Source organism: Prevotella merdae, assembly GCF_900290275.1.
Lineage (GTDB): Bacteria > Bacteroidota > Bacteroidia > Bacteroidales > Bacteroidaceae > Prevotella > Prevotella merdae.
Genome location: NZ_LT985324.1, coordinates 249,796 through 274,898 on the forward strand (window position 1 = coordinate 249,796; position 25,103 = coordinate 274,898).

The 25,103-nt window shown below is 42.6% G+C and carries 17 protein-coding genes and 2 pseudogenes; 6 read left to right on the forward strand and 13 right to left on the reverse strand.

Annotated elements, in window-relative coordinates:
- Positions 1-67: 67 nt before the first annotated feature.
- The 7 genes from C9991_RS07420 to C9991_RS07450 form a co-directional block, all read right to left on the reverse strand.
- Complete coding sequence (locus C9991_RS07420; RefSeq protein ID WP_106811952.1) at positions 68-1,876, reverse strand: DUF4955 domain-containing protein; 1,809 nt, start codon at positions 1,874-1,876, stop codon at positions 68-70.
- Positions 1,877-1,958: 82 nt separating this feature from the next.
- Positions 1,959-3,764 (reverse strand): DUF4955 domain-containing protein, encoded by a 1,806-nt coding sequence (locus C9991_RS07425; RefSeq protein WP_106811953.1) that lies wholly within the window; start codon positions 3,762-3,764, stop codon positions 1,959-1,961.
- Positions 3,765-4,000: 236 nt separating this feature from the next.
- On the reverse strand, positions 4,001-5,125 hold the full coding sequence (locus C9991_RS07430; RefSeq protein ID WP_106812774.1) for a glycoside hydrolase family 88 protein: 1,125 nt from the start codon (positions 5,123-5,125) through the stop codon (positions 4,001-4,003).
- A 283-nt stretch (positions 5,126-5,408) separates the two neighbouring features.
- Entirely contained in the window at positions 5,409-8,405 is a 2,997-nt protein-coding gene (locus C9991_RS07435; protein WP_232823332.1) for a chondroitinase family polysaccharide lyase, read from the reverse strand.
- Positions 8,406-8,869: 464 nt separating this feature from the next.
- Positions 8,870-9,937 (reverse strand): DUF5017 domain-containing protein, encoded by a 1,068-nt coding sequence (locus tag C9991_RS07440; RefSeq protein WP_106811954.1) that lies wholly within the window; start codon positions 9,935-9,937, stop codon positions 8,870-8,872.
- Positions 9,938-10,015: 78 nt separating this feature from the next.
- The gene (locus C9991_RS07445) at positions 10,016-11,773 is read right to left on the reverse strand and encodes a RagB/SusD family nutrient uptake outer membrane protein (protein ID WP_106811955.1); all 1,758 of its coding nucleotides are present in this window, start codon (positions 11,771-11,773) and stop codon (positions 10,016-10,018) included.
- A gap of 75 nt (positions 11,774-11,848) precedes the next feature.
- Entirely contained in the window at positions 11,849-15,040 is a 3,192-nt protein-coding gene (locus C9991_RS07450; RefSeq protein ID WP_106811956.1) for a SusC/RagA family TonB-linked outer membrane protein, read from the reverse strand.
- Between the two features lie 806 nt (positions 15,041-15,846).
- On the opposite strand from C9991_RS07450, the gene C9991_RS07455 reads away from it, so the two are divergent.
- The 5 genes and pseudogenes from C9991_RS07455 to C9991_RS17290 form a co-directional block, all read left to right on the forward strand.
- Positions 15,847-15,996: a protein tyrosine phosphatase gene (locus C9991_RS07455; protein WP_106811957.1), complete on the forward strand. Its 150-nt coding sequence runs from the start codon at positions 15,847-15,849 to the stop codon at positions 15,994-15,996.
- 394 nt (positions 15,997-16,390) lie between these two features.
- Positions 16,391-16,603: a helix-turn-helix transcriptional regulator gene (locus tag C9991_RS07460; RefSeq protein ID WP_106811958.1), complete on the forward strand. Its 213-nt coding sequence runs from the start codon at positions 16,391-16,393 to the stop codon at positions 16,601-16,603.
- A 4-nt stretch (positions 16,604-16,607) separates the two neighbouring features.
- Positions 16,608-16,763, forward strand: coding sequence for a hypothetical protein (locus C9991_RS16995; protein ID WP_232823277.1), 156 nt, complete (start codon positions 16,608-16,610; stop codon positions 16,761-16,763).
- Entirely contained in the window at positions 16,764-16,979 is a 216-nt protein-coding gene (locus C9991_RS17000; RefSeq protein ID WP_232823278.1) for a DUF1016 N-terminal domain-containing protein, read from the forward strand.
- Between the two features lie 365 nt (positions 16,980-17,344).
- Positions 17,345-17,575, forward strand: a pseudogene (locus tag C9991_RS17290) (PDDEXK nuclease domain-containing protein); the annotation flags it as partial.
- A gap of 103 nt (positions 17,576-17,678) precedes the next feature.
- Here the strand turns inward: C9991_RS17290 and C9991_RS17160 are convergent.
- The 4 genes from C9991_RS17160 to C9991_RS07485 form a co-directional block, all read right to left on the reverse strand.
- A complete protein-coding gene (locus C9991_RS17160) occupies positions 17,679-17,822 on the reverse strand; it encodes a DUF6261 family protein (RefSeq protein ID WP_368356637.1) in 144 nt (47 codons plus the stop codon).
- Positions 17,823-18,236: 414 nt separating this feature from the next.
- A complete protein-coding gene (locus tag C9991_RS07475) occupies positions 18,237-19,547 on the reverse strand; it encodes a 5-methylcytosine restriction system specificity protein McrC (protein WP_106811959.1) in 1,311 nt (436 codons plus the stop codon).
- Complete coding sequence (locus C9991_RS07480; RefSeq protein WP_232823280.1) at positions 19,547-21,358, reverse strand: McrB family protein; 1,812 nt, start codon at positions 21,356-21,358, stop codon at positions 19,547-19,549. Before C9991_RS07480 ends, C9991_RS07475 begins: the two co-directional genes overlap by 1 nt.
- 28 nt (positions 21,359-21,386) lie before the next feature.
- Entirely contained in the window at positions 21,387-21,881 is a 495-nt protein-coding gene (locus tag C9991_RS07485) for a hypothetical protein (protein WP_157949396.1), read from the reverse strand.
- Positions 21,882-22,101: 220 nt separating this feature from the next.
- Here C9991_RS07485 and C9991_RS07490 point away from each other — a divergent pair, with 220 nt between their 5' ends.
- The gene (locus tag C9991_RS07490; protein ID WP_157949397.1) at positions 22,102-22,620 is read left to right on the forward strand and encodes a GNAT family N-acetyltransferase; all 519 of its coding nucleotides are present in this window, start codon (positions 22,102-22,104) and stop codon (positions 22,618-22,620) included.
- 235 nt (positions 22,621-22,855) lie between these two features.
- On the opposite strand, the pseudogene C9991_RS17340 reads toward C9991_RS07490, so the two are convergent.
- Both C9991_RS17340 and C9991_RS07500 read right to left on the reverse strand, forming a co-directional pair.
- Positions 22,856-22,939: pseudogene (locus C9991_RS17340) on the reverse strand (site-specific integrase); the annotation flags it as partial.
- A gap of 520 nt (positions 22,940-23,459) precedes the next feature.
- The gene (locus C9991_RS07500) at positions 23,460-25,082 is read right to left on the reverse strand and encodes a hypothetical protein (protein WP_106811963.1); all 1,623 of its coding nucleotides are present in this window, start codon (positions 25,080-25,082) and stop codon (positions 23,460-23,462) included.
- Between the last annotated feature and the right edge of the window lie 21 nt (positions 25,083-25,103).

The following is a 25,103-nucleotide window of genomic DNA, read 5'->3' on the forward strand; positions in this document are numbered from 1 at the left end:
AATTACGGTTTCTATTAGTTATCCTTATTTTATTAATATCTCACGATATTAAAGTGGATATTGTTTATTATCTCACAATTTTCTTTCCGTTCTTTATCACCACACCCTTGTAGTTGTCGCCAACTTCAATACCCTGTAGGTTGTATGTCTTGTTGTTCTCAGGGCGAGTGGTGGTTATTGTCTCTATGCCTGTACCATTATTGTTTATTACATTTGTAATCCACTCTGGTATATATCCAAGGCGATGTTCCATCTGAGCCACATATAGCGAGCCTGGTGTTACCTCCTCGCCTTGATTCTCGTTTAGCTTCATCTGGTCTTCCAGGAATTTAACTTCCTTGCCGTGGAAACCAACCATTGTTGGAGGCAGTACCTTATACCAACCATTGTTTGTGTTCTCTACCCACCAGTTGAATGGATTGTCTTGAACACTTGTGGCAAGACAGTTGAAGTTCCATATTGTAAGGTCGTCCAAGTGGTTTGGTATCTGTGCCTTGTCACCACCCATACGGAATCTCATAAATCCTCCTGAACATTGGTCAAAGAGTGATGCACGTGGTTGTGTGGCATGACTCTCAAAGCAAGCGTCATCGCCCCACTTGCAGCGCCATATCACATTGCCTATACTATGCTTTGATATACCGCATGCATGATATTGACCGAGGTTTTCTCTTGGTTTCAAGAATTTTGTGTCGGCATTAAGGTAACCGTCGCTATGGTCGTACACGTAGGCGATAAGTCCTCGTGATGAGTTTGCCATACGTACTGACGAGTGACCGCGGTTGCCGCTTATCTCAACGTCTATACAAAGAGAGTTGGCGCAGTCCTGAAATGTCATACACTCGCTTATACTCTCAAAGTCTACACGGCGCATCCATGAGTTTACGCAACGTGTAAACTGCAGTGGTTTGTAGGCACCATCGTCTCTCCATGAGGCATGATGATGGAAAAATTCTGTGCTGTAACCTTGGAACTTTAGGTCTTCTATGCCCACTTCCTCATAATGTGAGTATGTCTTGATGGTCCAACCATAGTCGGCATTTACAGCGTGCATTATAGGTTCTTCAAAGGTTACCACGTTACCCTCAATCGACTTTATCTGATGGCGGTCTATCACCTCAACACCAGCCAAAAGGTTGGTCATCGACTCTTGCGCCTTATGTCCAAGCAGTTCTTCGTCAATCACTTTCTGGTCGGCATTAAGCATGTGCAGTTTTACCCAATCGCCTACGTGCAACTTCGAAGCATCGTCCACCTTAATTGACATGTCGTTCTTCTTTGCCGAACCAGTAACCTTGGCAAGTATCACATTATCGCCACCACCATTATGACGTATCTGCATCATGTGTGGCGAACTGTACATTACCTTAGGGTCTGTAGGCTGCATTTCTGCAGTCATTGTCAGTGTTGTCTTGTCGCGTCCTGCTCCCTTGATAATGAGGTGTCCCATGCTGATGTCTATACGGTTAGATACCTGCTTCTTGCTACCATTTTCCTGTACCTCATAGGTATCGTCGTCTATCGAGTGTAGTATAAATTCGCCTTCAGGGAAGTAGATTATAGCATTGGCATTTGGATTAGAGTTGCCTATAGCCTTTATAACCTTCAACAGAGCGTCACGATCCGACTTACCATCATCAGGCACAGCTCCATAGTCGCACACATTATATATTTTATATCCAAGCTTCTTGGCAAGTGTCTCCACGTCACCGTCAGCAGGCAACGACAATCCGTGATTGTAACCTGCATACGAGAAATCGAGCAGCACATTGTCGTCTGCCTTGTTTACAAACTTCTGCCATGCCGGTGTGTCCTGGGCATGGATGGTTGCGGTAGCTGATAGTGCCGCAAATAGTAAAGAGACTAATTTCTTCATAATATTTGTCCGTTAAATTCACAAGCGAAGCGAGTTATCTTCATATAACTTCCAATAACTACTTTCGCTTGCGAAACTTATATTATTTTACAATCTTCTTTCCGTTTTTCACAACAACTCCCTTATATCCTTCTCCCACTTCTACACCATCAAGGCCGTAAGTCTTCGAAGTCTTTTTGTCCTTTACAATAAGGATGTTGTTGATACCGTTTGCAATATTCTTGGCATCGGTAATCCACTGTGGAGTATAACCAAGACGTTTTGCCAACTGAGCCTCATAGAGTGAGCCTGGCAACACTTCCTTGCCCTGATTCTCGTTAAGCTTCATCTCGCTTTCCTTGAAGTTGATGCTCTTGCCATGGAAACCAACAAATGTAGGAGGCAATATCTTGTTCCAACCATTCCATACATTTGTAGACCACCAGTTGTACGGGTTAGGATCTGTAGGGCTTGTGGCAAGACAATTGAAGTTCCATACTATAAGGTCGTCAAGATGGTTAGGCAACTGTGATATGTCGCCACCCATACGGTTCTGCATAAATCCGCCAGTGCAATAGTCTATTAGTGAAGCACGTGGCTGAGTGGCATGAGCTTCAAAGCAGCCATCGTCACCCCATGTGCAGCGCCATATAACATTGCCGATACTTTGTTTTGAGATACCACAGGCATGGAACTGTCCAAGATTCTCCATATAGTTCTCAAACTTAGTGTCTGATGTAAGGTATCCGTCGGTGTGGTCGCTAACCATGCCAATTAATCCATGTGCCGAGTTCTGCATACGTACAGATGAATGACCGCGGTTGCCGCTGAATTCAGAATCAAGCATAAAGCAGTTGGAACATTCGGCAAACGTCATACCCTCGCTAACACTTTCAAAGTCTACACGGCGAACCCATGAGTTTACCATTCGCATAAAGTTAAGAGGCTTATATCCACCGTCGTCCTCCCATGAACCATGGTGTACAAAGTTTGGTTTGCAGTTACCTCTGAATGTTAGGTCTTCTACACCCGATTCCTCATAGTGCGAGTATGATATTATGGTCCATCCATAATCCGGATTAACTGCATGGTGCATTGGTTCCTCGAATGTAATGCGATTGTCATCGATCGACTTTATCTGATGACGGTCTATCACCTCAACACCCGATTTCAGGTTTGACATTGAAGCCTGAAGTTTCTTGCCACAAAGTTCTTCATTGATAACCTTATTGTCTGCATTCTTCATATACAGCTTTATCCAGTCGCCTACCTTAAGCTTCGATGCGTCGTCTACCTCTATAGACATATCGCCCTTCTTTGCCGAACTCTTTACATTGGCAAGAAAAGTCTTGTCGCCTCCACCATTGTGACGGATGGATAGCATCACCTGCGAACTGTACAAAGTTTTAGGAGTTGGGGTTTTCATTGGAGCTCCCATTGTAAGGAAGGTCTTGTCGCGTCCTGCACCTTTTATGATTACATGCCCCATAACAAGGTTGATAGTCTCCGACTTCATATTGCCTGTCTTACTATCCTTTACATCATCCTCTTCTGTATGTAGGATATATTCGCCCTCTGGGAAGTAGATAATGGCTTTGGCATTAGGTTTACCTCTACCTATTTTATTAATGATAGCTTCTACAGCAGCACGGTCCGACTTGCCGTCGTCAGGTATAGCACCGTAGTCTTTTACATTATATATTTTATAGCCAAGCTTATTGGCAAGTACATTCACATCGCTTTCATAGTCTGGCAATGTCTTGCCGTGGTCGTATCCTGCATACGAGAAGTCGAGCAAAACATTGTCATCAGCATTGTTCACAAACTTGTCCCATGCCGGAGTGTTCTGTGCATTAAGAGAAGTTGTGGCGGATAGAGCCGCAATGATTAATGGAAAGATTCTTTTCATAATTAGTAGTAATGAGAAAAGAGGGTGTGTCAAAATAGGAGTTAGAGGAAGTTAAGAAGAAGTTAATCCATCTACGAAGGATGGTAGTTCTTGCTAAGGCAAGCGGCAAAGCCGAGCGAACAGACAAATGCTTTATTTTTAGCAATTTATACATATGTCCGCTAACTTCCGTTAACTTCGGGCGAAGCCCAAACTTCCGTTAACTCCTATTTTGACACACCCTCTTTGTTTTGATATTATCTTCTGTTCAATGCCTCCAAGAAGTAGTAGTCAGCATAGTTCAGAGGAACGTCAATCTCGGCACCGTGAGGAATACTTCCTACTGAGTGCATAAGCAACCAGCAACCGTTCTTTCCAAGCTCAGCAAGGTAAGCTGGTGATGAGAGAGATGTCATGATGCGGTCGGCAAGAGCATGATAGCCATTCTCTGGCAAGTACTTGTCCATCTCGTACAGAGCTGAAGCGATACAAGCTGCTGTAGAAACGTCGCGTGGCTCGTTAGGAATATTAGGAGCGTTGAGATCCCAGTAAGGAACAAGGTCGTTTGGCATGTTCGGATGACGCAACATCATGTTGAGTGTACGTACAGCCTGGTCGAGATACTTCTTGTCCTTGGTATAGCGGTAGCATACTGTGAAGCCATAGATAGCCCATGCCTGACCGCGTGCCCATACACTCTCATGAGCATAACCCTGGGCTGTGTGCTTGTGTAAAACCTCACCAGTATTTGGATTGTAGTCGATTACGTGGTAGCAACTGCCATCCTCACGGAAGTGATTCTTCAAGGTTGCGTCTGCATGGCTTGTAGCAACCTTCCAATATGTAGAGTCACCGCTAAGCTTTGTAGCCTCGAACAAAAGCTCAAGGTTCATCATGTTGTCGATGATAACAGGACATGTCCATCCACGCTTCGACTGCCATCCGCGGTCTACGTTCCATGACTGAATAACGCCAGCTCCCTTGCGGAAACGTGTGCTGAGCGACTTAGCTGTCTGAACGATAACCTTCTTGTAAGCCTTTGTTGGGTTGATGCGATAACCGTTAAGGTAGCTGCTGCCAATCATGAAGCCTACGTCGTGGTGCCATGTAAGGTACTGTATAGAGTCGAGGTTCTCGGTAAAGCGTTTTGCCTGCTCTGCCCACTGCTTGTCGTTTGTAAGCTTGTACATTTCCCAGAGGTCGCCTGCAAAGAAGCCTGAACACCAGTCGTCGATAGGAACACATACCAAACGACCCATCTTGTCGATAGTACGTGGGTTGTTTACCTTACCCTTGCGACCTACCTGGTCGAGCATCAATGTATACTGACGAGTGGCAAAGTTTACATCGTCGCTTGCCAACTTGTCCATACGCTCTTTCATCTTCTCGCAGCCAGTCTTGCAGCATTTTTTCTTGCTGCATTCTGTCTTCTGCTTGCAGCACTCTTTCTTGGCTGTTGTCTGTGCAGACATCGGGAGGAATGTTGCTGCCATGAATAGGGCAGCGATTGTCTTGTTAATGTTATTCATTTGTTTTGTTATTAGTTTTTATTAAATTTCTATTTATAGATGGGGGAGTGTCAGAATAGGAGTTATCTGACACTCCTCCACGTAAGTTTTCTTTATATAGCTGTATGCCTAAAAGATGTACCTCCTACATTATTTATTATTTCTCAAGCTCAACATTGAAGCTAAGTCCGTCCTTACATACAAACTCTATTGTTGTTGTCTTGTTTGTCTGCTCAACGAGCTTTATAGCCTCGTTGCCTTCGAAGTTCCACTTGCCCAACAATGTTACGCGAACCGGAATCTCCAAGCTTGGGTTATGACGCCATGGGCGGCTGTATACACTGCGCTCAACACGCTTGCCATCCTTGTATACGTCGTCGCTTGGACCGCGATACAATGCAAGGTCTGGCTGTGCTACTGTCAGAAGCATCTTCTTTGCGCTAACCATACGTACCATTGCCAAACATGTAGTGTCTGTCTTCAACAGCGGACCTCCAGGAAGCATATCCTTAGGAGTTTCGAAGAGAACGTACGATACAGTGTGAGTAGCGTCCGAGCTTACGATGTGAGCCTGGTTGTCGGCACGCAATACCTTATACGTAGGTGCTGCTGCAAAGGCATCAATCTGCTCGCGAGTTGTGTTAGGTATAACAGCATACTCGTACGAAGCGTTCTTAGGTGCCTTGCCATGGTCGAATACGAGCGATGCCCACATTCCCTCAGTTGGCTTGTCGGTATCTTCTGTACGCGATTCCTGCTTAACCAAACCTGAGAACTTTACTGGCTGTGGTGTATAGTAGCCAGTGCCAAGGTTGTCAAGCCATGACTTTCCATCACCTACCTTATAATCCTTCCAGTAGTTCTCTGCCTTAGAGTCGGTAGCAGCAACCTGGAATACTGTAGTCTCTGTAGGATGCTGGTCAACGATGTTCTCAATGCCAGTACCAAGACAAACGATAGTATTGTCGAAGAAGTGGTACGACTTGCGTGCGCGCATCGAACCGTTATATTTGTCGTGCTCGTGCAGCTTCATACCGAAGTTGCCGTTAACACCGCGCTGTGACAAACCACCAGCAAAAGCCTCGTCCGAGTAGAGCATCTCCTCAACACCTGATGAAATGTCCACGTTGCGAATCTTTGCCTTCAAGTCTTCCAAAGGCAATACGATTGCTGTTGTGCCAGAAATGTGGTTCCAGTCGAAACCATTCTGTACCCAACCGCTTGACTTTGGTGTTACATTCTCGCCCTTAGGAGCGGTGAGTATCTGCATACTGCCGTAACCAAGGTAACGACCATATAGGTTCTCGCCTACATAGTGCTCTGCTCCCCACAGATAACGGCTTGTTCCACGTACAACAGCCGACCAGTTGTCGCGACGTTGTACTGATGTACATCCATAGCTTAGTGCAAGATTTCCTTGAGGATCGTCTTCTGGTGCACAGCCAAGCATCTGTATCTTGAGCTTCATCTTCTTGTCGAGAGTTGAGTTGGCTCCATCTGCCAAACGCATGTACATATTACCCATCTCCTTGTCATACTGCTGTGTACCGTCAGGTGTACCTGCCAATGTCATGAAAGCATAATGGATAGGTGTAAGCTTACCAGTGCCGTTAGGGTGACGGCCAGATAGAGCTAATGGGAAGTGAATCTTGTTGCAAAAGAAGCGCATTGCCATAAGAGCGTTCTTAACAGTTTGATGAGCAAGCTGTCCTACACCAAACTCTGTTCCGCTGAGGATGTATATCATCTGAGTTGCACCGTTCAAACCACCTACCGAGTAGCCAGGATAGTTATTACAGTGATGATAGCCAGAGCCGTCAATCTTAAATGAGTCGTCCAATCCCTTTGCAGGACGGCAACCCCAATCAAGCCAACGACCGCAAGAGCGCAAGTAGCGTACCTTCTCTGGCGAGTCGTCCATCAGAAGGATAGAACTCATACAACCGATAGATGCAGTATTGAATGTATCCATGTCGATACCGTTCTCAACAGGCTTTGTATATAGCTCGTTGGTCTGCGAGTACCAAAGCATTGTCTGTACAGCCTCGTCCAGCTTGCCTGCCTCTTTCAATACATTCTTCATAAGGAAGTAGGCAGCATACATGTTGCGCACTGAGTAGCCATAGTGGTGGATGTTTCCCCAGCAGCTTCCCCAGCAAACACCCTGATCGGTGATGTGCTCGTACATAAGGAGGAACATCTTCTTAAGCTCGTCCTTGTCGGCATCCTCTACAGCGTTGTTATAAGCTATGGCTATACGCTGCATAAGGGTGAAGTAGTCGGTCATCTCATATCCGGTACGTGTCAGGATGTGCTTGTCCCAAGGTGATATCATACGCTCGTATGCCTCGGCATGACGCACAAACCATATTGCCTTACCGGTGATAATGCCTTTCTTCTTGCTGATGCCATACTTGGCAAACTTTGCGCGAATCTCGTTCATCTGCTTAGGATAAAGCTTGGCAGGTGTGTAGATAATATCGCGGAAACGCTGTTCGATAACCTTTATCTCTGCACGATGTTGGTCGGTAAGAGGTATCAGTTCGATATCAGGCTGTATGTTGTAGAACTTTCTAACCTGCAACCAGTGGTTGGTTGAGCGTACGTTTACGAAAGGAACTTGCTCGTCGGCTGTCTGCTGACGTGGGTCAACCTTGATTGCTGTTATAAGGTGGTCGAAGTAGAGCTTACCCTTTACGTCGGGCGCATCGATACGAATCTCGTTCATGCCAACCTGTGGTTTGCCCTTCATATCGCGCTCGTAGCACACCCAAACACCACGCCAACCCTTGAAGTTGATGTTTATAGGGAATGTAGTACACTGCTTGCCGTCTTTAAGGAAGTTTACCTGAATCTGCTTGCCAGGTGCTGGTGTCTCGTTGTATATCCAAACAATGAAAGCAGCGAGATAGTTATCGCGACCGCCTTGAATCTTTGGCTCAAATTGAAGGTCCTTTTTTATATGGAGCGATGCTCCCGGCTGGAATGTCCACTGAAGCGACTTGTTGCCGTTCTTAAAGTGGGTGCCGCTAAGCTCTACAGCCGACTTTTCAGCAGAGATGAACTGCAACTCTGTTTGTTTCTCAAAAGAGAACATACGAGGGTCGTCGTACATCTGAGCTGCTGCATTCTGGCAAACAGATAGACCTGCCATACCAACAAAAGCGGCTAAGATTCTACTTTTAGTTTTTTGATTCATATTAGTATTATTGGTTTTTAGATAACATTTAATATCTGTACCGTCAATGACGGCACAACGGGCTGAAAACCCAATCTGCGCTTAGCCCAGGGCAACACTCTTGGTTAAAGCATTTACTAAACATAACGCCCTGTAAGGGCAAAAGCATTATATACTTTAACGCTTCTGCCCTTACAGGGCGCTGCGCTCTGAGATATATCTATCGAGAGTGTGTCAAAAAGGAGTTATCGGAAGTTAAGAAGAAGTTAATCCATCTACGATGGATGGAAGTTAACTGACAAATGCTTTGTTTTCAGCAATTTATGCTTATGTCCGATAACTTCTGATAACTTCGGGCTGTACCCAACTTCCTTTTACTTCCATTTTGACACATCCTCCTATGTGCTTCTGCCCCTTCGGGGCGTATTGTTTATATCTGCCTATTCTTTAGGCAACACATTGATAGTCAATTCGCGTATAACACGCGACTCATGCTTGTAGTTGCTGTTTGTACCGATGAAGGTTGCAGTATACTTACCCGGCTTTGTGTAAGTATATTTGTACGAATCTGTGCTCTGGCTCATGTTCTTTACTGTCAAGCCCTTGTCTGGTGAGCAAGCGTTGGCTACAAAGAGGTTAGATACAAGCCATGAGTTCTTCAAAGCCTTGTTGGCAGCTGAGCTGTGGATAGCGAAGTTACCATTCTTGATGTCTGTTAGGTTCCATATACCGCTCACGTTGTTGGTAACCGAGCCATACTCACGGTTTGTTGTCATTGCTCTCTGGTCCTCAAGGTTTTCCTTGCACTGCATGTTGATAGGAGTAAAGCCTAAGTCGCCAGCGTAGAGCTTAGATGTTGTACCGTTCTTCATCTTGTTCTCGATATAGAACTGGCTGAACTCAAAGCGTGGCTGTGCTGCTGTATTCTTCAAGCCTTGGTAGTGGAATGCAAAAGCAATTCGCTTGCCAAGCAAGTCGGTGATGTTTACCGAGTATTCTGGAGCCTGTTTGATGTTGCCTACAGGAGCCTGTGGTAGTGTGATGTTCTTTCCGTCCTTGTCGGTAAGTCTTGATGCAAAGTCGGTCCATTGGAATTCGTTCATAAGCTTAGCATCTGCCTCAAAGTCGTTGCCTGCAATACCAGGGAAGTTTTCCGACATATACATATGTAGAACATCCTTTGTGCAATCGCCATTTCCATAACGTGCCCATATCTTGAAGTGGAGTGTTGACGACTCTACTTCGTTTGCGTCTACTACAATACGGTCTTTGTTGGCATATGCGCTACCTTCCTCACCACTCCAGAATGAGATGTTGTCAGGATCGCCAGAGATGTTGAATACAACTGGTGTACCTGCCTTTACAGTAACCTCATTGCCCTGAACGGTTACGCCTTCCTCAGTCTGAACGCCGACATTCATCGATACGTTTTCCTTAAGCTCGTCGCTGCAGCTTGCCAGCGACGCCATGCCCAAGAGGAGGAATATATAATATTTAATTCGTTTCATTGTTTTAAAATTGTTTAGATATTATGATTTTTGCTTTCGCAGGCTACGGCTTTTTATACCGTAGCCCGCTTAAGTTTATTACCAACCTGGGTTGTTAGATGTGATAAGCTTGTTAACAGCCATCTCGCTCGAAGGAATTGGGAAGTAGAGGTAAGCGTCAGATACATTGAAGTAGTTGAATACGTTGCTTGGACCGAACTTCCAGTTGGTACCTGCCTTGGCACGTGATACAAGTGCGTTCATTGTAGGAACAAACTCGCCCCAACGTATAAGGTCCCAACGACGTGTCATCTCGAAGCAAAGCTCCATAGCGCGCTCGTCCTTAACTGCCTTGCGGAATGTCTCTGTATTCATTGACATGTCAGGGATTGTTGTGATGTTGGCACGCTTGCGAACCTCGTTGATGCAGTCGTAAGCCAGCTGTGTTGGAGCACCGTTAATCTCGTTCTCACACTCGGCTACCATAAGCAATACGTCAGAGTAGCGCAAGATAGGGAAGTTGATTGAGGTGAAGTTCTTGTTCTTCTTCAAGCCTTCCGACTCGTACTCGCGACGCCACTTGGCACATGAGCGGTCGTAATTCTCTGATGCTGTTGTCTTCTCGCAGTCGCCCTTTGTTACGTTTTTCTTTGCATCAAGAATAACACCTTCGCCATACTGGTACGACTTGTCCCAATACTGACCCTTTACCTCAGCAAGCTTGCCAAACTCAAACATACGGCCATCAACACCCTTACCGCTAACCGACTGAGTGTATGTAAATGGAGCAATGTTCCAGTTCATACGGTCGATGTCGCCGTTTGCCTCGTACAACTCGTAGAGCTTAGGTGTGCTCCAGAAGAAGGCATATCCATAACCTGGGTCTGATTTGCCTACAAGCGACTCGTCCTTAGAAAGGTCTGGAGCCTGGATTCCGATGATGTTGCCAGTACGACCCTCGCTGATGATGTCGGTAGTATAGTTACCTGCAAACTCAGCTTCCCAAATGCTCTCCTTACCAGTAGTATTATACTTGTCAGAGCACTGGTCGATAAAGAAGTCCCAATATTTAGGTGCAAGACCATGACCTTCGCCCATAACCTTCTTGGCATACTCGTCGGCCTTTGTAAAGTAGCCCTTTATCTCGGCATCGTTAGCTGTCTTGTTCTCGCGGAAGTGCTCGCCTGCACGGAACATATATACACGTGCAAGGATACCCCATGCTGCCGACTTCGACACGCTACCTGGCAGATAGCTCAATTCTGCTGCTGTTGGAAGGTCGTTAGCTGCCTCGTCCATCTCCTTGCAGATAAAGTCGTATATCTCTGCTCTTGGTGTGCGTGCTATCTGCAATCCTTCTACTGTCTGTGTAGACGTGGTCTTGAAAGGCACATCACCCCAGCACTGTACAAGGTTGAAGTAGTAGAATGCGCGCAAGAAGCGTGTCTGTGCAGTAAACAACTTGTTCTTTGCCTCGCTCAAACCTGGTACCTTAGGCAGATTCTCCAACATAGTGTTGGCGCGGTCGATACCGTTGTAGAGTGTGTACCACAAGCCAGCTACGTAAGGGTCACTGGTTGTAGCGTTGTTACAAATCATACCTGCATTTGATGGAGCACGACCCGAACCGCCATATGCTTCAAGATCGTCGCCACCTGCAAGGTAGAAGTACTGGTTGCCATAGAATGTAGGCTGTGTTAAAGTGGCATAGATGCCGCTGAGGAACGACTCAGCCTCTGACTCGTTGTTAAAGTAACTTCCGGACGTGGTGATGGTTGGCTCCTTGTCGAGGAAGTCGCAGCTGCCGAGAGAGAGAAGTGCTGCGCAAGCTATTATAGATGTTTTTAATGCTTTCATAATTTGTTTAGTATATACATTATATATATATGTATTCAGTATTCTTTCTTCTGTCTTAACCAGTTTTTATTCAGATTAGAATCCTATGTGCAAACCGAAGCTGAACTGGCGAGCACGTGGGTAAGCAGAGAAGTCGAGACCCGGTGTAAGGGCGTTGTTACGGATAGAAACCTCAGGATCGTAGCCACTGTAATCGGTGATTGTGAAGAGGTTCTGTGCTGCAAAGTAAACGCGGAGGTTATCGATGTGCAGACGTGTAACTACTGCCTTAGGCAATGTGTAACCCAATGTCAAGGTCTTGAGACGCAAGAATGAGCCATCCTCGATGATACGTGAAGAGAACACCTTATTAGATGCTGAGTTGATTGCACGTGGGATGTCGCTTGTTGGGTTTTCGAATGTCCAACGGTTGGCATAGCTTGCAAACTGGTTCAAGTCGCGTGATGTGTTCCATGAGCTCTCGAAGAAGAGGCGGTTGGCGTTGAGAATATCGTTGCCATACGACCACTGGAAGAAGATGCTCAAGTCGAAGCCTGCATATGCAAAGTTGTTGGTGAAACCGCCTGTATGTGTAGGCAGACCGTTACCTATTACTGTGCAGTCGTTGCTGTCAACTACACCGTCGCCGTTGATGTCACGATACTTAGGCATACCTGGCTGTGTGTTGTTCTCGCCTGAGAAGTGAGGCACATTTGCCTTAAGTGTGTATGTATTGCCGCTCTTGTCAAAGTCGTCCAGCTTGTATGTGCCGTCGTATATGTAGCCGTACATAGTACCCATCGACTTGCCCTTGATAGCGATATAGCTTGACTGCTGGTTGAAGTTCTGGTCGAACTGTGCTGCAGTAAGCAATGCGTTCTGTCCCTCAGCAAGCTCGGTTACGCGGTTCTGGTTGAATGCGATGTTGAAGTTGCTGGTCCACTCAAACTTCTTAGTCTTGATGTTTGTAGTGTTAAGTGTAAGCTCGATACCCTGGTTGCGCACCTTACCGATGTTCTTCATTGCGCTTACGAAGCCCGAAGACAATGGCAAGTTAGAGTTAAGCAATAGGTCGCGGGTGTTCTTGCGATAGAGGTCAACTGTCAAACCAATACGCTCCTGGAGGAAGCTAAGGTCGAAACCAAGGTTCCACTGCTCTGTTGTCTCCCACTTAAGGTCCTTGTTAGGAACTGTAGTAGGTACCATACCTACGTTGCTCTGGTTGCCGTTCAAAGGATATACACCACTTGGGATGCTGCCAAGAGTTACCTGACCATTCCAAGACTTCTGTACATCCATAAGACCATAAGATGCATACTCGCTTACACGGTTGTTACCGGTGAGACCCCAAGAGAGACGAATCTTGGCATTGTCAATATACATGCGAAGAGGCTTCATAAAGTTCTCCTCAGCCACATTCCATGCCAAAGAACCTGAAGGGAAGTAACCGAAGCGGTTGCCCTTGCGGAACTTAGAAGAACCATCGGCACGCATTGTAAATGTTGCGTAATACTTTGAGTAGTAGTTGTAGTTGAAACGTCCGAAGTACGAAATCATAGACCATGAGCTCTTGGTTGATACTGTTGTAGTAGGAGTACCCTGGCTCATACCTGCCATACCTAAGCTCTCGTTAGGAATGTGGATAGTCTTGAACGAATAGTAGTCGTAGTCAGAGTTCTGCAAAGAGAATCCGAGGAGAGTATTGAAGAAGTGCTTCTTCTTGATGTTTGTCTGATAAGTAAGGGTGTTCTCGTTAAGCCATGTAGCACGAGACGAGCGTACCACGCGCGCGTTTACCTTATCATTAGAGAGGCGGCTACCGTAACGAGTCTTCGAGTTGTTGAAGTTGTCGTTGTTGTAACGGCTGTCGGTGAAACCACCCGAAACCTTAAGCTTCAATCCCTTCATAAACTCATACTCCAAGTATCCGTTGAACTGTGTGTACTGGTTCAATGTGTGGTTGTAAGCGTTGTTGAGGTCCATGTATGGGTTGAAACGATAGTCGTTTGTACCATTTACGTCGTCGTCAGTTGCATTCTCGAGCAATGAAGTAAGAGGCAAACCTGGCTGTGTTACCGGACGATAACCCCATACACTATAGAAGAGGTTGTTCATACCAGTGTACGACTGCTGCGAAGGCGAAGCGCCATCCTGGTTTGTACGAGAGTAGTTAACGTTGAGGTTAATCTTCAACTTGTCCTTCTTGTATGTGCTACCCATACGACCCTGCAAACGGTTGTAGTTAGAGTTGATAACGATACCGTCCTGATCGAAGTAAGAGATAGAAGCGTTGTAGCGTACCTCCTTGCTACCACCGGTAAGGCCGATGCTGTGGTTCTGGATAGGAGCTGTCTGGAAAATCATGTCTTGCCAGTTGTACTGAGCGATGTTCTTGTAATCGTCCAATGTCCACTGCTTGCCCTCATAGTTGGCAAGATACTTTGTCTGCATCTCCTTAGGATACATCTCGTTCTGAAGCTCAACAAACTGGTAAGCATTCATCATATCGATGTTGTTAGAGATTTTCTGCCATCCGTAGCTGCCATCGTATGTAACCTTAGGCTTGCCTTCCTGGCCACTCTTTGTAGTGATGATAACAACACCATTAGCGCCACGTGCACCATAAATAGCGGTAGCCGAGGCATCCTTCAATACGTTTACCGACTGGATGTCAAGCGGGTTGATGCTTGATGCAACAGAAGCGTCTTCCACTGGGAAACCGTCTACAACGTACAGAGGAGAGTTCTCTTGAGTAAGCGAGTTGTTACCACGAATCACCATATTCATTTTACCACCAGGCATACCTTCGTTAGAAGATACGTTTACACCAGCAAGGCGTCCACCAAGAGTCTGGTCGAATGATGATACTGGAGTGCTGGTCAAGCCTTTAACGTCGGCTTTAGATACAGCACCGGTGAGGTCGCGCTGGCGAACTGGCTGATAACCCACAACGACAACCTCGTTAAGGGTCTTATTGTCTTCCTGCATGGTGATAATCATCTGCTTTCCTGGAGTAGCCTTAACCTCTTGTGGGTTATAGCCAAGGAAAGAGAAAGTAAGCACAGCACCGCGGCTTACGCTGATGGTAAAGTTACCGTCAATATCGGTAACGGCACCAACGCTCTTGCTGCCTTTCACTGTGACGCTAACACCAGGCATAGTTTCGCCAGTGTCGTCTTTAACAACTCCCGATACCTTGTCTTGCGCATTAGCTACGGACACGGAAATCAACATCAGAAGCAAAATAGCCCATGACTTGACTGTTTCGGTCTTGAATCTAATTTTCATTTCTTGATAGGTTTAAAGATTTTTATTGTTGTTCTTTAATGAATTAATCATTTGTTTTCATGTCAAACTGCTTGCATAGGCAATTGTGCTTGCAAAATTAAACATGTTTTGCCTCGTGCGTGTGTATGTATGTACATAATTGTTCATATTGTGTACATAGTCAACATTTTTAGCGGTTTTCTGCATGTTTCTTCATTCTTTGTACGTAATTTGAATATAATTGTACGCATTTATTGTTGTTTTATGGTAATGTCTTTTTAAATTTGCAACCGAATAAACGGTGCGTTTACATGGATTGTTTCTAAGTATTACGCAAATATACAAAATAAACCTATATCTTACAAGCAAAATCTAAAAAAATATAAAGATTTGTTTCAAAACTACCGATTACTAATTAAATACAAATAAATAACCAAACTAAAAACATTTTACTAACATGAACATTAAAAACAAACTTTCAAGTTTGATGTATGCGCCATTAGCACTCGCGCTGTTGGCTGCGTGCTCATCGGACGATGTAGTGGAGAATAATCAACCAACTACACAAGGACAAACATTGACTATTAATGCTACTCCCCTTATACATTATTATATATTAGGCTTGCGCTCAATAGGGTGCAAGCCTTTTTTTTAGTTCCACTTAGCCCCACCCCCAACCCCTTCGCCATAGGGAGTGGAGCTATATGCTTTGATAGCTAATGTTCAGCCGTTAAATATGTTTACACAAAATCTGCACCGTTTATTTGTTTTTATGGATTATAATAAGTTTGCAGCGATAACGCATGTCAAATCATTACCTATATAATATGGAAAAGATTACAAGAGAAGAAGCATTAAGACGTTGGAGCTCAGCCAAGGCGCAAAAGAAGGAGTTGGTGGAGAAAATGCGCAAAATGCTATACGAAGATTATAAGGCACGCACTGTCGAAGAGCCTTTAACTTTTAATGTGCTGTGATGAAGGAGCTATCATTGGATACCATTAATTCTGTCTCGCTTATAAGGTATATTATATTAAATGGCAAAGTATATTATATTAAATGCCCAAGTATATTATATTAAATGGCAAAGTAATATATATTAAATGGCAAAGTAATATATATTACTTTTGGTAACTANATATTAAATGCCCAAGTATATTATATTAAATGGCAAAGTAATATATATTAAATGGCAAAGTAATATATATTACTTTTGGTAACTATTTGTTATACTTTTGGTGACTATTTGTATTCGACTTAACTTGTGGTGAGTATTTTTCATCAAGTTGCTAAATAAGCGTAAATATTACTGCGTTTATGAGGAATTGTGAAGTATTATAATTATCTTTGTATTCAAATTTGCATCTGAATATGGCAAATAAAGAATTAAACAGGCTAAAAGTTGTTCTTGCTGAAAAAAAGAAAACGAACAAATGGCTTGGTGAACAACTGGGAAAGGATAAAACAACCATATCAAAATGGTGTACTAATACTTGTCAGCCAGATTTGGGCAATCTTATGAAGATAGCCAAACTGCTTGAAGTGGAAGTGACAGACCTTCTCAGACAAGATAATATAGACTGATAAAATGGCAACAGACAATAAAGACAACAAGCTCTTAATAGGGAGTGGTGATTATGCAGAGATACTGCGACGCGCTGTCGCAGTAATTGAGCACGCACGGACGGAGATAGCCCGACATGTCAATGGCTATGTCTCTACTGCCTATTGGGAGATTGGTTAAATGCTTCATGAACGCAAGATTGAAAGTGGATACGGCGACAGCGTAGTAAGAAGATTGTCGGAAGACCTGAAAGAACGCTATCCAAAGATGGGCGTTTCACCACGTCAACTTTGGAACATGAAAAAATTTTATGAGCGTTACGCTGGGCATGATGAGAAAGTGCTGCGGAGCGTAGCACTTTTGCCGTGGTCGCACAATCTGCTATTTATCAGCTGATAGTACCGAAAGAGAAATTACAGAAAGTCCTTGCTGACGAGATTAAGGCGGTTAGTGAGGAAAAGAGGAACAATTAGGAAAACAAACAATCTGGACTATAAAGTAAAGAAAAATTCACAGAACAATGATATGGCTTCACTTGTAAATGATGTTTGCAATATCATTGAAACAGGCAGAAAGGAAGCCTATGTTGCGGCAGGAAAGTCTGCTGTAAATATGGTGCGAGCTATAATAAACGCAATTTAGACTACTACAAGCGTTTCTATCTCCTTTTTCCTGACATACAGATTGTGAACACGTGTGTTCACAATCTTAGTTGGTCGCATATACGCCGCATACTTTCTGTTTCAGACCCCAATGCCAGGCTTAAGACACATAAACTCACACACCAAGATATTGGTCAGCTTGATATGTATGTACGAATGTACGATGACCTTATCAAAGGTTCTGATGACGCTCCTACTATTGGAGTGCTGCTCTGCACTGATACCGACAATACGATAGCGCGTTATTCTGTTCTTCACGACAACAATCAGCTGTTTGCAGCCAAGTATATGACTTATATGCCAACAGAAGAAGAACTGCGCAACAATTAGTAGTCATATACTTGGTGTTGCCCATCTTTGCCATGCAGAGAAGATGGTTCACCCATGCACCACGTAAAGTGGATTTCTTTGACATATTCATATTTAATAATCACTAGTGTCTCGTTTCCTTGTCAAGTTGCATCTTTGGGTCGATGGCATAGTCCTTGATGTGTTGCGTCAGTACCTTTGCTGCTTTTGCCATATTCTCCACAGGCAGATTCCTGAAGCCATGAACAGCCTTTAGCGAGACAATCAGTACGCTGAGCTTACTCTTTACATTCGCCTCGGCCTCAGCACGAGTCTACACGTTTGAAATGAACAGAAAATGTGCGCCGTTGTTTAGACGCTCCAAGCTAAGAGTTCAAATTTCGCTCGTAGTTTGATAAAAGTTTTAAGATGAATACTGTGGAAACTCCATTTTCTGTTGCGTTAAATAGATTGTTTATGCCATCTCTACGTTGTTTCCGATAAAAATTCTCATGGAATCAGCCGTGCACGCTGTTTCTGCCGTCTTCTGATAATGAATTATGCAATCTTCATACCACTATCCCTTACCGACACATTTCATGCCATCGTTGACATGGTTTCTTGTATCATGCACTATGGTTTTGACATATTGGCTGATGTTTTCTGACAAGCCCCGAGTTTTCGTATTATATATGGAGAATGATTATGACAATTCTTCCAATAAGGTCCTTTCATTCTCAATAATACATTTTGTAAAATCTTCATACGAACTACAATTCTTTGGTATTGCCAAAGCGTACAACGACAAAGAACCTAAGTAACTATCCTTATGCATATTTTGAGAAATTATCTTATTCTTCTCACCATCATAAGGACATACAATGCCGCCTTTAGATGCTTTTAATCTGTACATATATGCCATAATCTGATGGACATCATCGCGTTCAATATCAAGACGGTTCCCATTAATGGCAAGTTTTTTGTATTTTGCATCCAGGACAATATCTTGTTTCCAAAAATCTGGGAATCTTTGTCCTCCATGTTCAAAGAGATAGATAGCTCCTGTTCCTAACTTATTTTCGGGATGTATAAATCCTTTTTCACACAAGAGAGTGTTTAGATATTCTTCCCACAGCCATGCCCCATCAAATAAGATTCCGTAAATCCTGTCATCGTCAGTTCCGTACTTGATTTCTTCCTGACGAAGGATCTGAACACATAGTTTTTGTAAAGCTGTGTATTCCTTATAAAAAGGATGAATGCGAGGGCGTAGGTTGTCCTGTATAATCTTTATTCTTTCTGAATGATTGTAAGAATGAGTATATGAAACTATCTTCTTCATGCAGTCTTCAACAGTCTTGTCAGACGATAAGATTATATCACCAGAAGGTATTGTCTTTATGTATTCTATTGTATGACGAATAAGTTCTGTTACCGAATTGTCAAAACTGAATTCTCTTGTGTTGTATGCAACAGTTCCTCGAAAAGGAATATTCTCCCTAATATGACGACTTATGTCTATCGTGCCACGTACGTTTGCGTCGTTGTGTCTGAATCTTCTGTATTCTTTGTATATACCTTGACGCATAGCTTTTTTCAACATAGCTGGGAACATGTACACAAGGAATTCGAAAACATTATCTTCTGATGATGTAAAATCCAAATTAAAGATGTTGTATGAAAAGACTTTCTGCAGCATATAGTGAAGAAAGTAATCGTGTTCCTGATTGTCGAAACGTGAATATATCTTCATTTGCTGGTTCTTGCGTCCTACAAACCCCATTATATTTCCAGACTTTATTCTGATAGAGTTTTCGTCTTCTGCATAGATGTCAACAATCGTGCTATCGCCAATTCTGTCATCAGTATCGTCTATGCTCAATGGGAAAATAAGCAGATGCTCATTTTCCTCACATAGTTGTCTGATGGGTTTGTTGGCAATAGGAAGTAGGTCTGCTGCTTCATGAAGAGGGCAGACCTTTCCTTTATAGTTATTATCTGGAATTGTTATCATTAGTCAGCAACATCTACAGTTATTCCGTTCAGCGATTCGAAATATACGTTCTTAAATTCTTCTACCTTTGCATCTGTATTGCTATAACCACGAAGATATTCTTTGAGGAGAATTTCAATATGCATATCCCATAATGCGGTAAAATCGCCATTATAGTGTTCTTTATCCAACTTCAAGAAATAAGCTGGTCCTATTTGATATGCGGAACCAAGACCACGAGTTTTTGATATTTCTTCATTCAAGGCTTTCATCACTCTTTTTGCTTTTTCGCAAATTTCATGATCGAGTTTTTCTGAGAGCATCTCTAAACGGTCTTCTGACTTTATCTCCTTCCATGCGAAACGTCTGCGCAAGGCAAAGTCCATACTTTCTACGCTTCTGTCGATATCGTTCATTGTTGCAAGAATATATACATTCTCTGGTACAAAGAATCCATCAACAAAGACATCATCCTTATTAATGAGATTTTGATATTGTGTCTTTACTTTACCTTTCTCGCCCCTGTAGCCAGGGTCGATAGCATAGAAAAGTTCACCAAATATCTTGGACAGCTCGCCACGATTGATTTCATCAATGATGAACACATAAGCCCCTCCTGAACATGAGTGTTTTGAGGGAAGCCCAATAGTTTTTTCCATGTCGGAAATTATTATTTCACCATATCTTATAAAGTAAGCATTTCCACCAAAATCTTCAGGTGAATAACTCTTATCGTAAATTCTCTTTAAATCGTCACAACTATAAGTATATGAGTTTGAATGGATGTGTTCTGATTCAAAATACCTTATGTCGTTAATATCCAACCTTGTCAATTCTTTATTTCTGCTCAAATATATGTTAAAGATACCTGAAATCGTAATTTGTGATGGTATAGTTAATAAGTATTCTATCCAATAGCTTTGAAATTCATCATTATCAACTGGTTTGTTTATGATTGCTTCCTTGCAGAATTTTTTGAATTCACCATCCTTACGTTCGAAAAATATTTGATTATTGGAGCCTTTTATTGGACGCAATCCTTCCACAAAATCAGTATAGTCATAAGACGGATGAAATTGAACGAATTCTACTTCTGCATCCATAGCTTTTGCTATTTCTTTAGCGAGATACGTCTTGCCAGTACCTGGAGCACCGGTAAGAACAAGGTTTTTATTCGCCTTAAGAAGATTTATGTATGATTGGATATTTTCCATACAATGTATTTGTTTTTTTGATAAATATATAAGATATTCACGAACCTGCCATGGGTAAGTGCAAATGTCATAGGCTGAATAGCTTTTTAATTTGTCTTTGAAGTAAGCCAAAAGAAGATAACTGCTTTTGAACCAACTATAAGAATCAAATTCTGGAACATCTTTTAACCCCGCATCTCGCATACGATTAAAGGTTTCCTTTAAACAGCTCTCTTGTACTATTGTACAAAGCAAGTTTGGTTGTAATGAAGCAATCAGACGGTTGGTCGCAGCTTTTCTATCCTGATTGGTTCGTTCTCTAAGAAACGATTTTATCTTATCGTAGATATCCCATAGTGGTTCATCTTGACTTTCGGCTATATTTTTCAGCATTGGAGCCAATTCGTTCCAATCTTCTTTTATCTTAAACTGTTCTTCTTTTGTAAAATAACCTTGTTGTAAGGAAGATACACATTGGTCACCTCCTCGTTCAAAAAACTCATGAAACAAATCTTTGTTCCAGTCTTTCCAATTTTCGCAAGACTTGGCACTCTCTATGAATTTTGGCACAAAGTAGCAATAATTATCATGCCACTCTTGCCAAATATCAATCTTGTTGATAATATCTTGTAATTCCATATTTTATTTACTTATTGTATAAACCATTTTATTCTGCCATAAGCACAACTCCAACTCTCACTTTTGATCCACAAAGAGGACAAAAGGCTGTTGTATTCACAGGATGTTGTTGTGTAGTATCTTCTTTTTTTGATTGTATGTTGGCTGCTAATCGTACATATTTAGGCAAATTGGAAACAATGTGTTCTGTTGAGCGTGGATCACACACTTTTATACCCGCTTTACGATTTGAATCAGGCCACCCATTTGCAGGTTCTATCATAGCATCAATATGTAGAGGTGAAAAAACAGAATTATCATCCGCGAGTTCATCATAGAAAAATGCAGTAATGGGCACATTGTATCGGTTACAAAATTTCATAATCTGAGTCAATGGCATCATAGTGACACCATTAAGCCATTTCGCCAATGTCCCATAATCGCACATTTCTAATGTGTTTAATAAATCCATGCGTTTAATATGTGGGTTGGCTTTCATCCAATCAGATAGAAAACTGTAGTTGTAGCAAAAATTATGACTCATTATTTTATTATTATGATGATTATTCCATTATTTCTTTGACACACCAATAATATTTGATAATTTTGCGAACAAAATTACAGTAATATATTTGAATAACAACGAAATTGTAGTAAAACATCCAATCTAAATATATTTTTAACATTTATATATTGATATAAACATGAGTAAGAACATAAAAAAGATACCACTAAGTCACTTCCATTCAATAAAGAAGCCGACAATGAATGACTTTGAATATATTTCAGAGTGGTTGACTGATGCTTATAACAACCATAAAGAACTTAAAGGTTATGCCCTTTACCATAATCTAAATAGCTTCATACATGATGCTTTTGTAGAGCATACTGTATTTGTAATTAGGCATAAAGAAAAAACTGTTGCATTTTTAACATTTTCTCCACCAAAAGATGGAATAAAAATAACTTTTCGTGCTGTTTGCGTTAATCCTAACTTTTTGAGATTGGGATTAGCAACATACTTACACAAAAGTGCAATTAAACACTATCAGAAACGAGGCTGTTTAGTTGCTGAATTGTGGAATGTGTGTAGAGAATCATATAAGTTAGGAATATCCATGGGGTTTATACAAAAGAGAGAAAAAAATAAATCTGATGAAGTTTCCATGGTCAAAATATTGGTTGATACGCGTAAACAAAATAGTAATGCAAAAATTAGGTTTGTTGTTTGGAGCGATTGTTATGCCGACACTAACACAAAACCATTTTATAGTTGGTCATAAAACTTTCTAAGAGATAAGAAACCTATCATTCGCTCTATAGATTTTGAGTGGACTGTTGGAATTATCAAAGATAACAAAGTTGTGTATTCATATATTGCGAAACATTTCTTTGATATATTTCCAATAGGAGGAAATTATATCTATATAGACGAAAACAAAGCTAAGATGATTCTTGAATCAATCAAACTATAATCTCATAAATAATGAGGTTGCCCATAAAAGCAGCCTCATGTCGTATGTTTATTATGTACTCCAAGAAACCATTTGGATTCTCCTTTATCTTCCGATCACGATAGGCTGTGGGGATTGAAGCACGAAAAGTTACCTTTCGGTTTTCTCCTTCGCACCTCGGCAATTCAAACAAGTTTGATTGCGCTCGGTTTGTCGTCGGGTGACCAGTAGTTGGCTGCTGAGGACAACCTTTGTCAACCCAGTCCACGATATAACGCTTTTTGCTTATCAACTTCAAATATGTCATCCATTGTAGTCACTCGTAAACCCTTGTCAACTACGTTCACGATATGACAAAATAAAAGCTCCGCAAATTCTCCACGGTAGAAATACGCTGCAAAAATATGTGGGAAATCGGGAACTGACAAAAACTACTCAGAAAGTGTTAAAAATTAAAGAGTATTGAAAATCAAAACTTTATGTTTGGTTGGTCATAGTAAGTTATGATTAGTTATAAGGCTCTAAATACTTTTTTGAAAAATCGCTCCAAATGTAGGATGAGCCAAATAAAATGCGCCCTGTAAGGTGGATTGTTCAAGATCCATGCCTTACATGGCGCATTGCTATGTTATGTCACTAAAGCGATAGGGTAGCGAAGTGACTTTCTTTTATTCTACCACTGTCTTGCTTGTCTTAACAGAACCGTCGCTCATGACAGTCTTCTTAATAAACAGACCGTGCTTAGGATTCTGTATCATGCGTCCGCTAAGGTCGTAGTAGCTAATGCTCTTTGTCTTGGCATCGGCAGAAGCGTTCTTGATGCCAGATATTACGGTTCCATCGCTGTATACAATGTCGCTATATAGACGTTCATCGCCATTTACATACACAGCTCTTACACCTACACGGCTAATGCCAGAGTCGTAGATTACAACGCGATGCTGCGATCCATATGTCTGGAAGTCATAACGCTGGGTATCGTTGAAGTCAATAGGTACATCTGTCATCTCCTTCTCTATACCGAGATACTGGTCAGGATAGAATGTTGCAAGCTCGTCGTCGAAGTAGATGTTGTAGTATACATTGCTCTGATCCATAAAACTATTCTCTACATTATTGCGTGGCAAGTCGAAGACAACCCATCCACTTGCTGTCTCTGCTGGATAATACTGCAATATATTAGGGTTCTGCGGACGAGCTATTACACCATCCCATGCCTCGAATGTTGGTTGCATCATAACCTGCATCTCAAGTGCTATAAGGCGATAGCCATAGTTCGACATAAAGCCATACTGACAGTTGGAGAGGTTGCCGGTAGCAGCATCATAGTCGAATGATACCTCATCCATAGTCTTGTATTCGGTCATGTAGGTCTCATCATCATAGTATACATTAGCTGGGAAGTTGAATCGGAACTGCGACGCATTCTTGTCGAGTCCAAGGAACTGCGCACCGCTGAACACCACTTTTCCATTATTTATCTTGCCATGAATCCATGCATCAGGTATGTTGGCGTCAATATTGTTGGCATAGAAGTCGTCTCCCTCTATCACCACCTGCGATATGCGCTGTGTAGTAGTGCGCTCGCTTGGGTGGAATGTAAAGATATACTTTGTGGCCTTAGACAAGTCTTTTGGAGCCTCGTTGCTGAACGGGCAGATAGTAGTCTCGCTTACAAGGTCGCCCAATCCGTTCCAATCGCCAGCCTCGCTTGTCATACCCAGCAGGGCATCCTTGTCGCATTTGATGAGTGAGTCGTTACGCCATACAAACTTAATATCCTGCGACTTCTCGTCGAGCACATATTGGTTCTCGCCGTCAACCTGCTGATATACAAGTCGGCTTGCATAATACTTAATGGGATTGCCGTCGCCATTGTCGAGCGTATAGATTTGCTGCGGCAATTTAAACACGATAGTGTCGCCCTCAGCCTTGTCGCCCTTAATCCACGAGTCGGTAGGTTGTGCACTGATAGGACTCTTCATGTAGTAGCTTCCGTCGTTGCCCACAACAAAGTCGCGTGCAACACCGTCTCTTACATCTTCATAGATAGCACCCCATTGTGATACGAAACCTTCCGAATAGCCATACATGTCCTTGTATAGCTTTCCTTCAGGCTGCTTGGTAATCATCTCTGGAGCCTTGCTTGCCGCCTTAAGCAACGAGGCGGGAACGGTTGTCTTGCCTATTACAAGCTGCGTCTTCTTAGGCTGTTTTAGGGAAGAGGCTGTGGTTTGCGCGAATGACGCTGCCGATACTAACGTGGCAGCTGCTAGTAAAAGTGTCTTCATAAGCGGTATGTTTTAAATGAT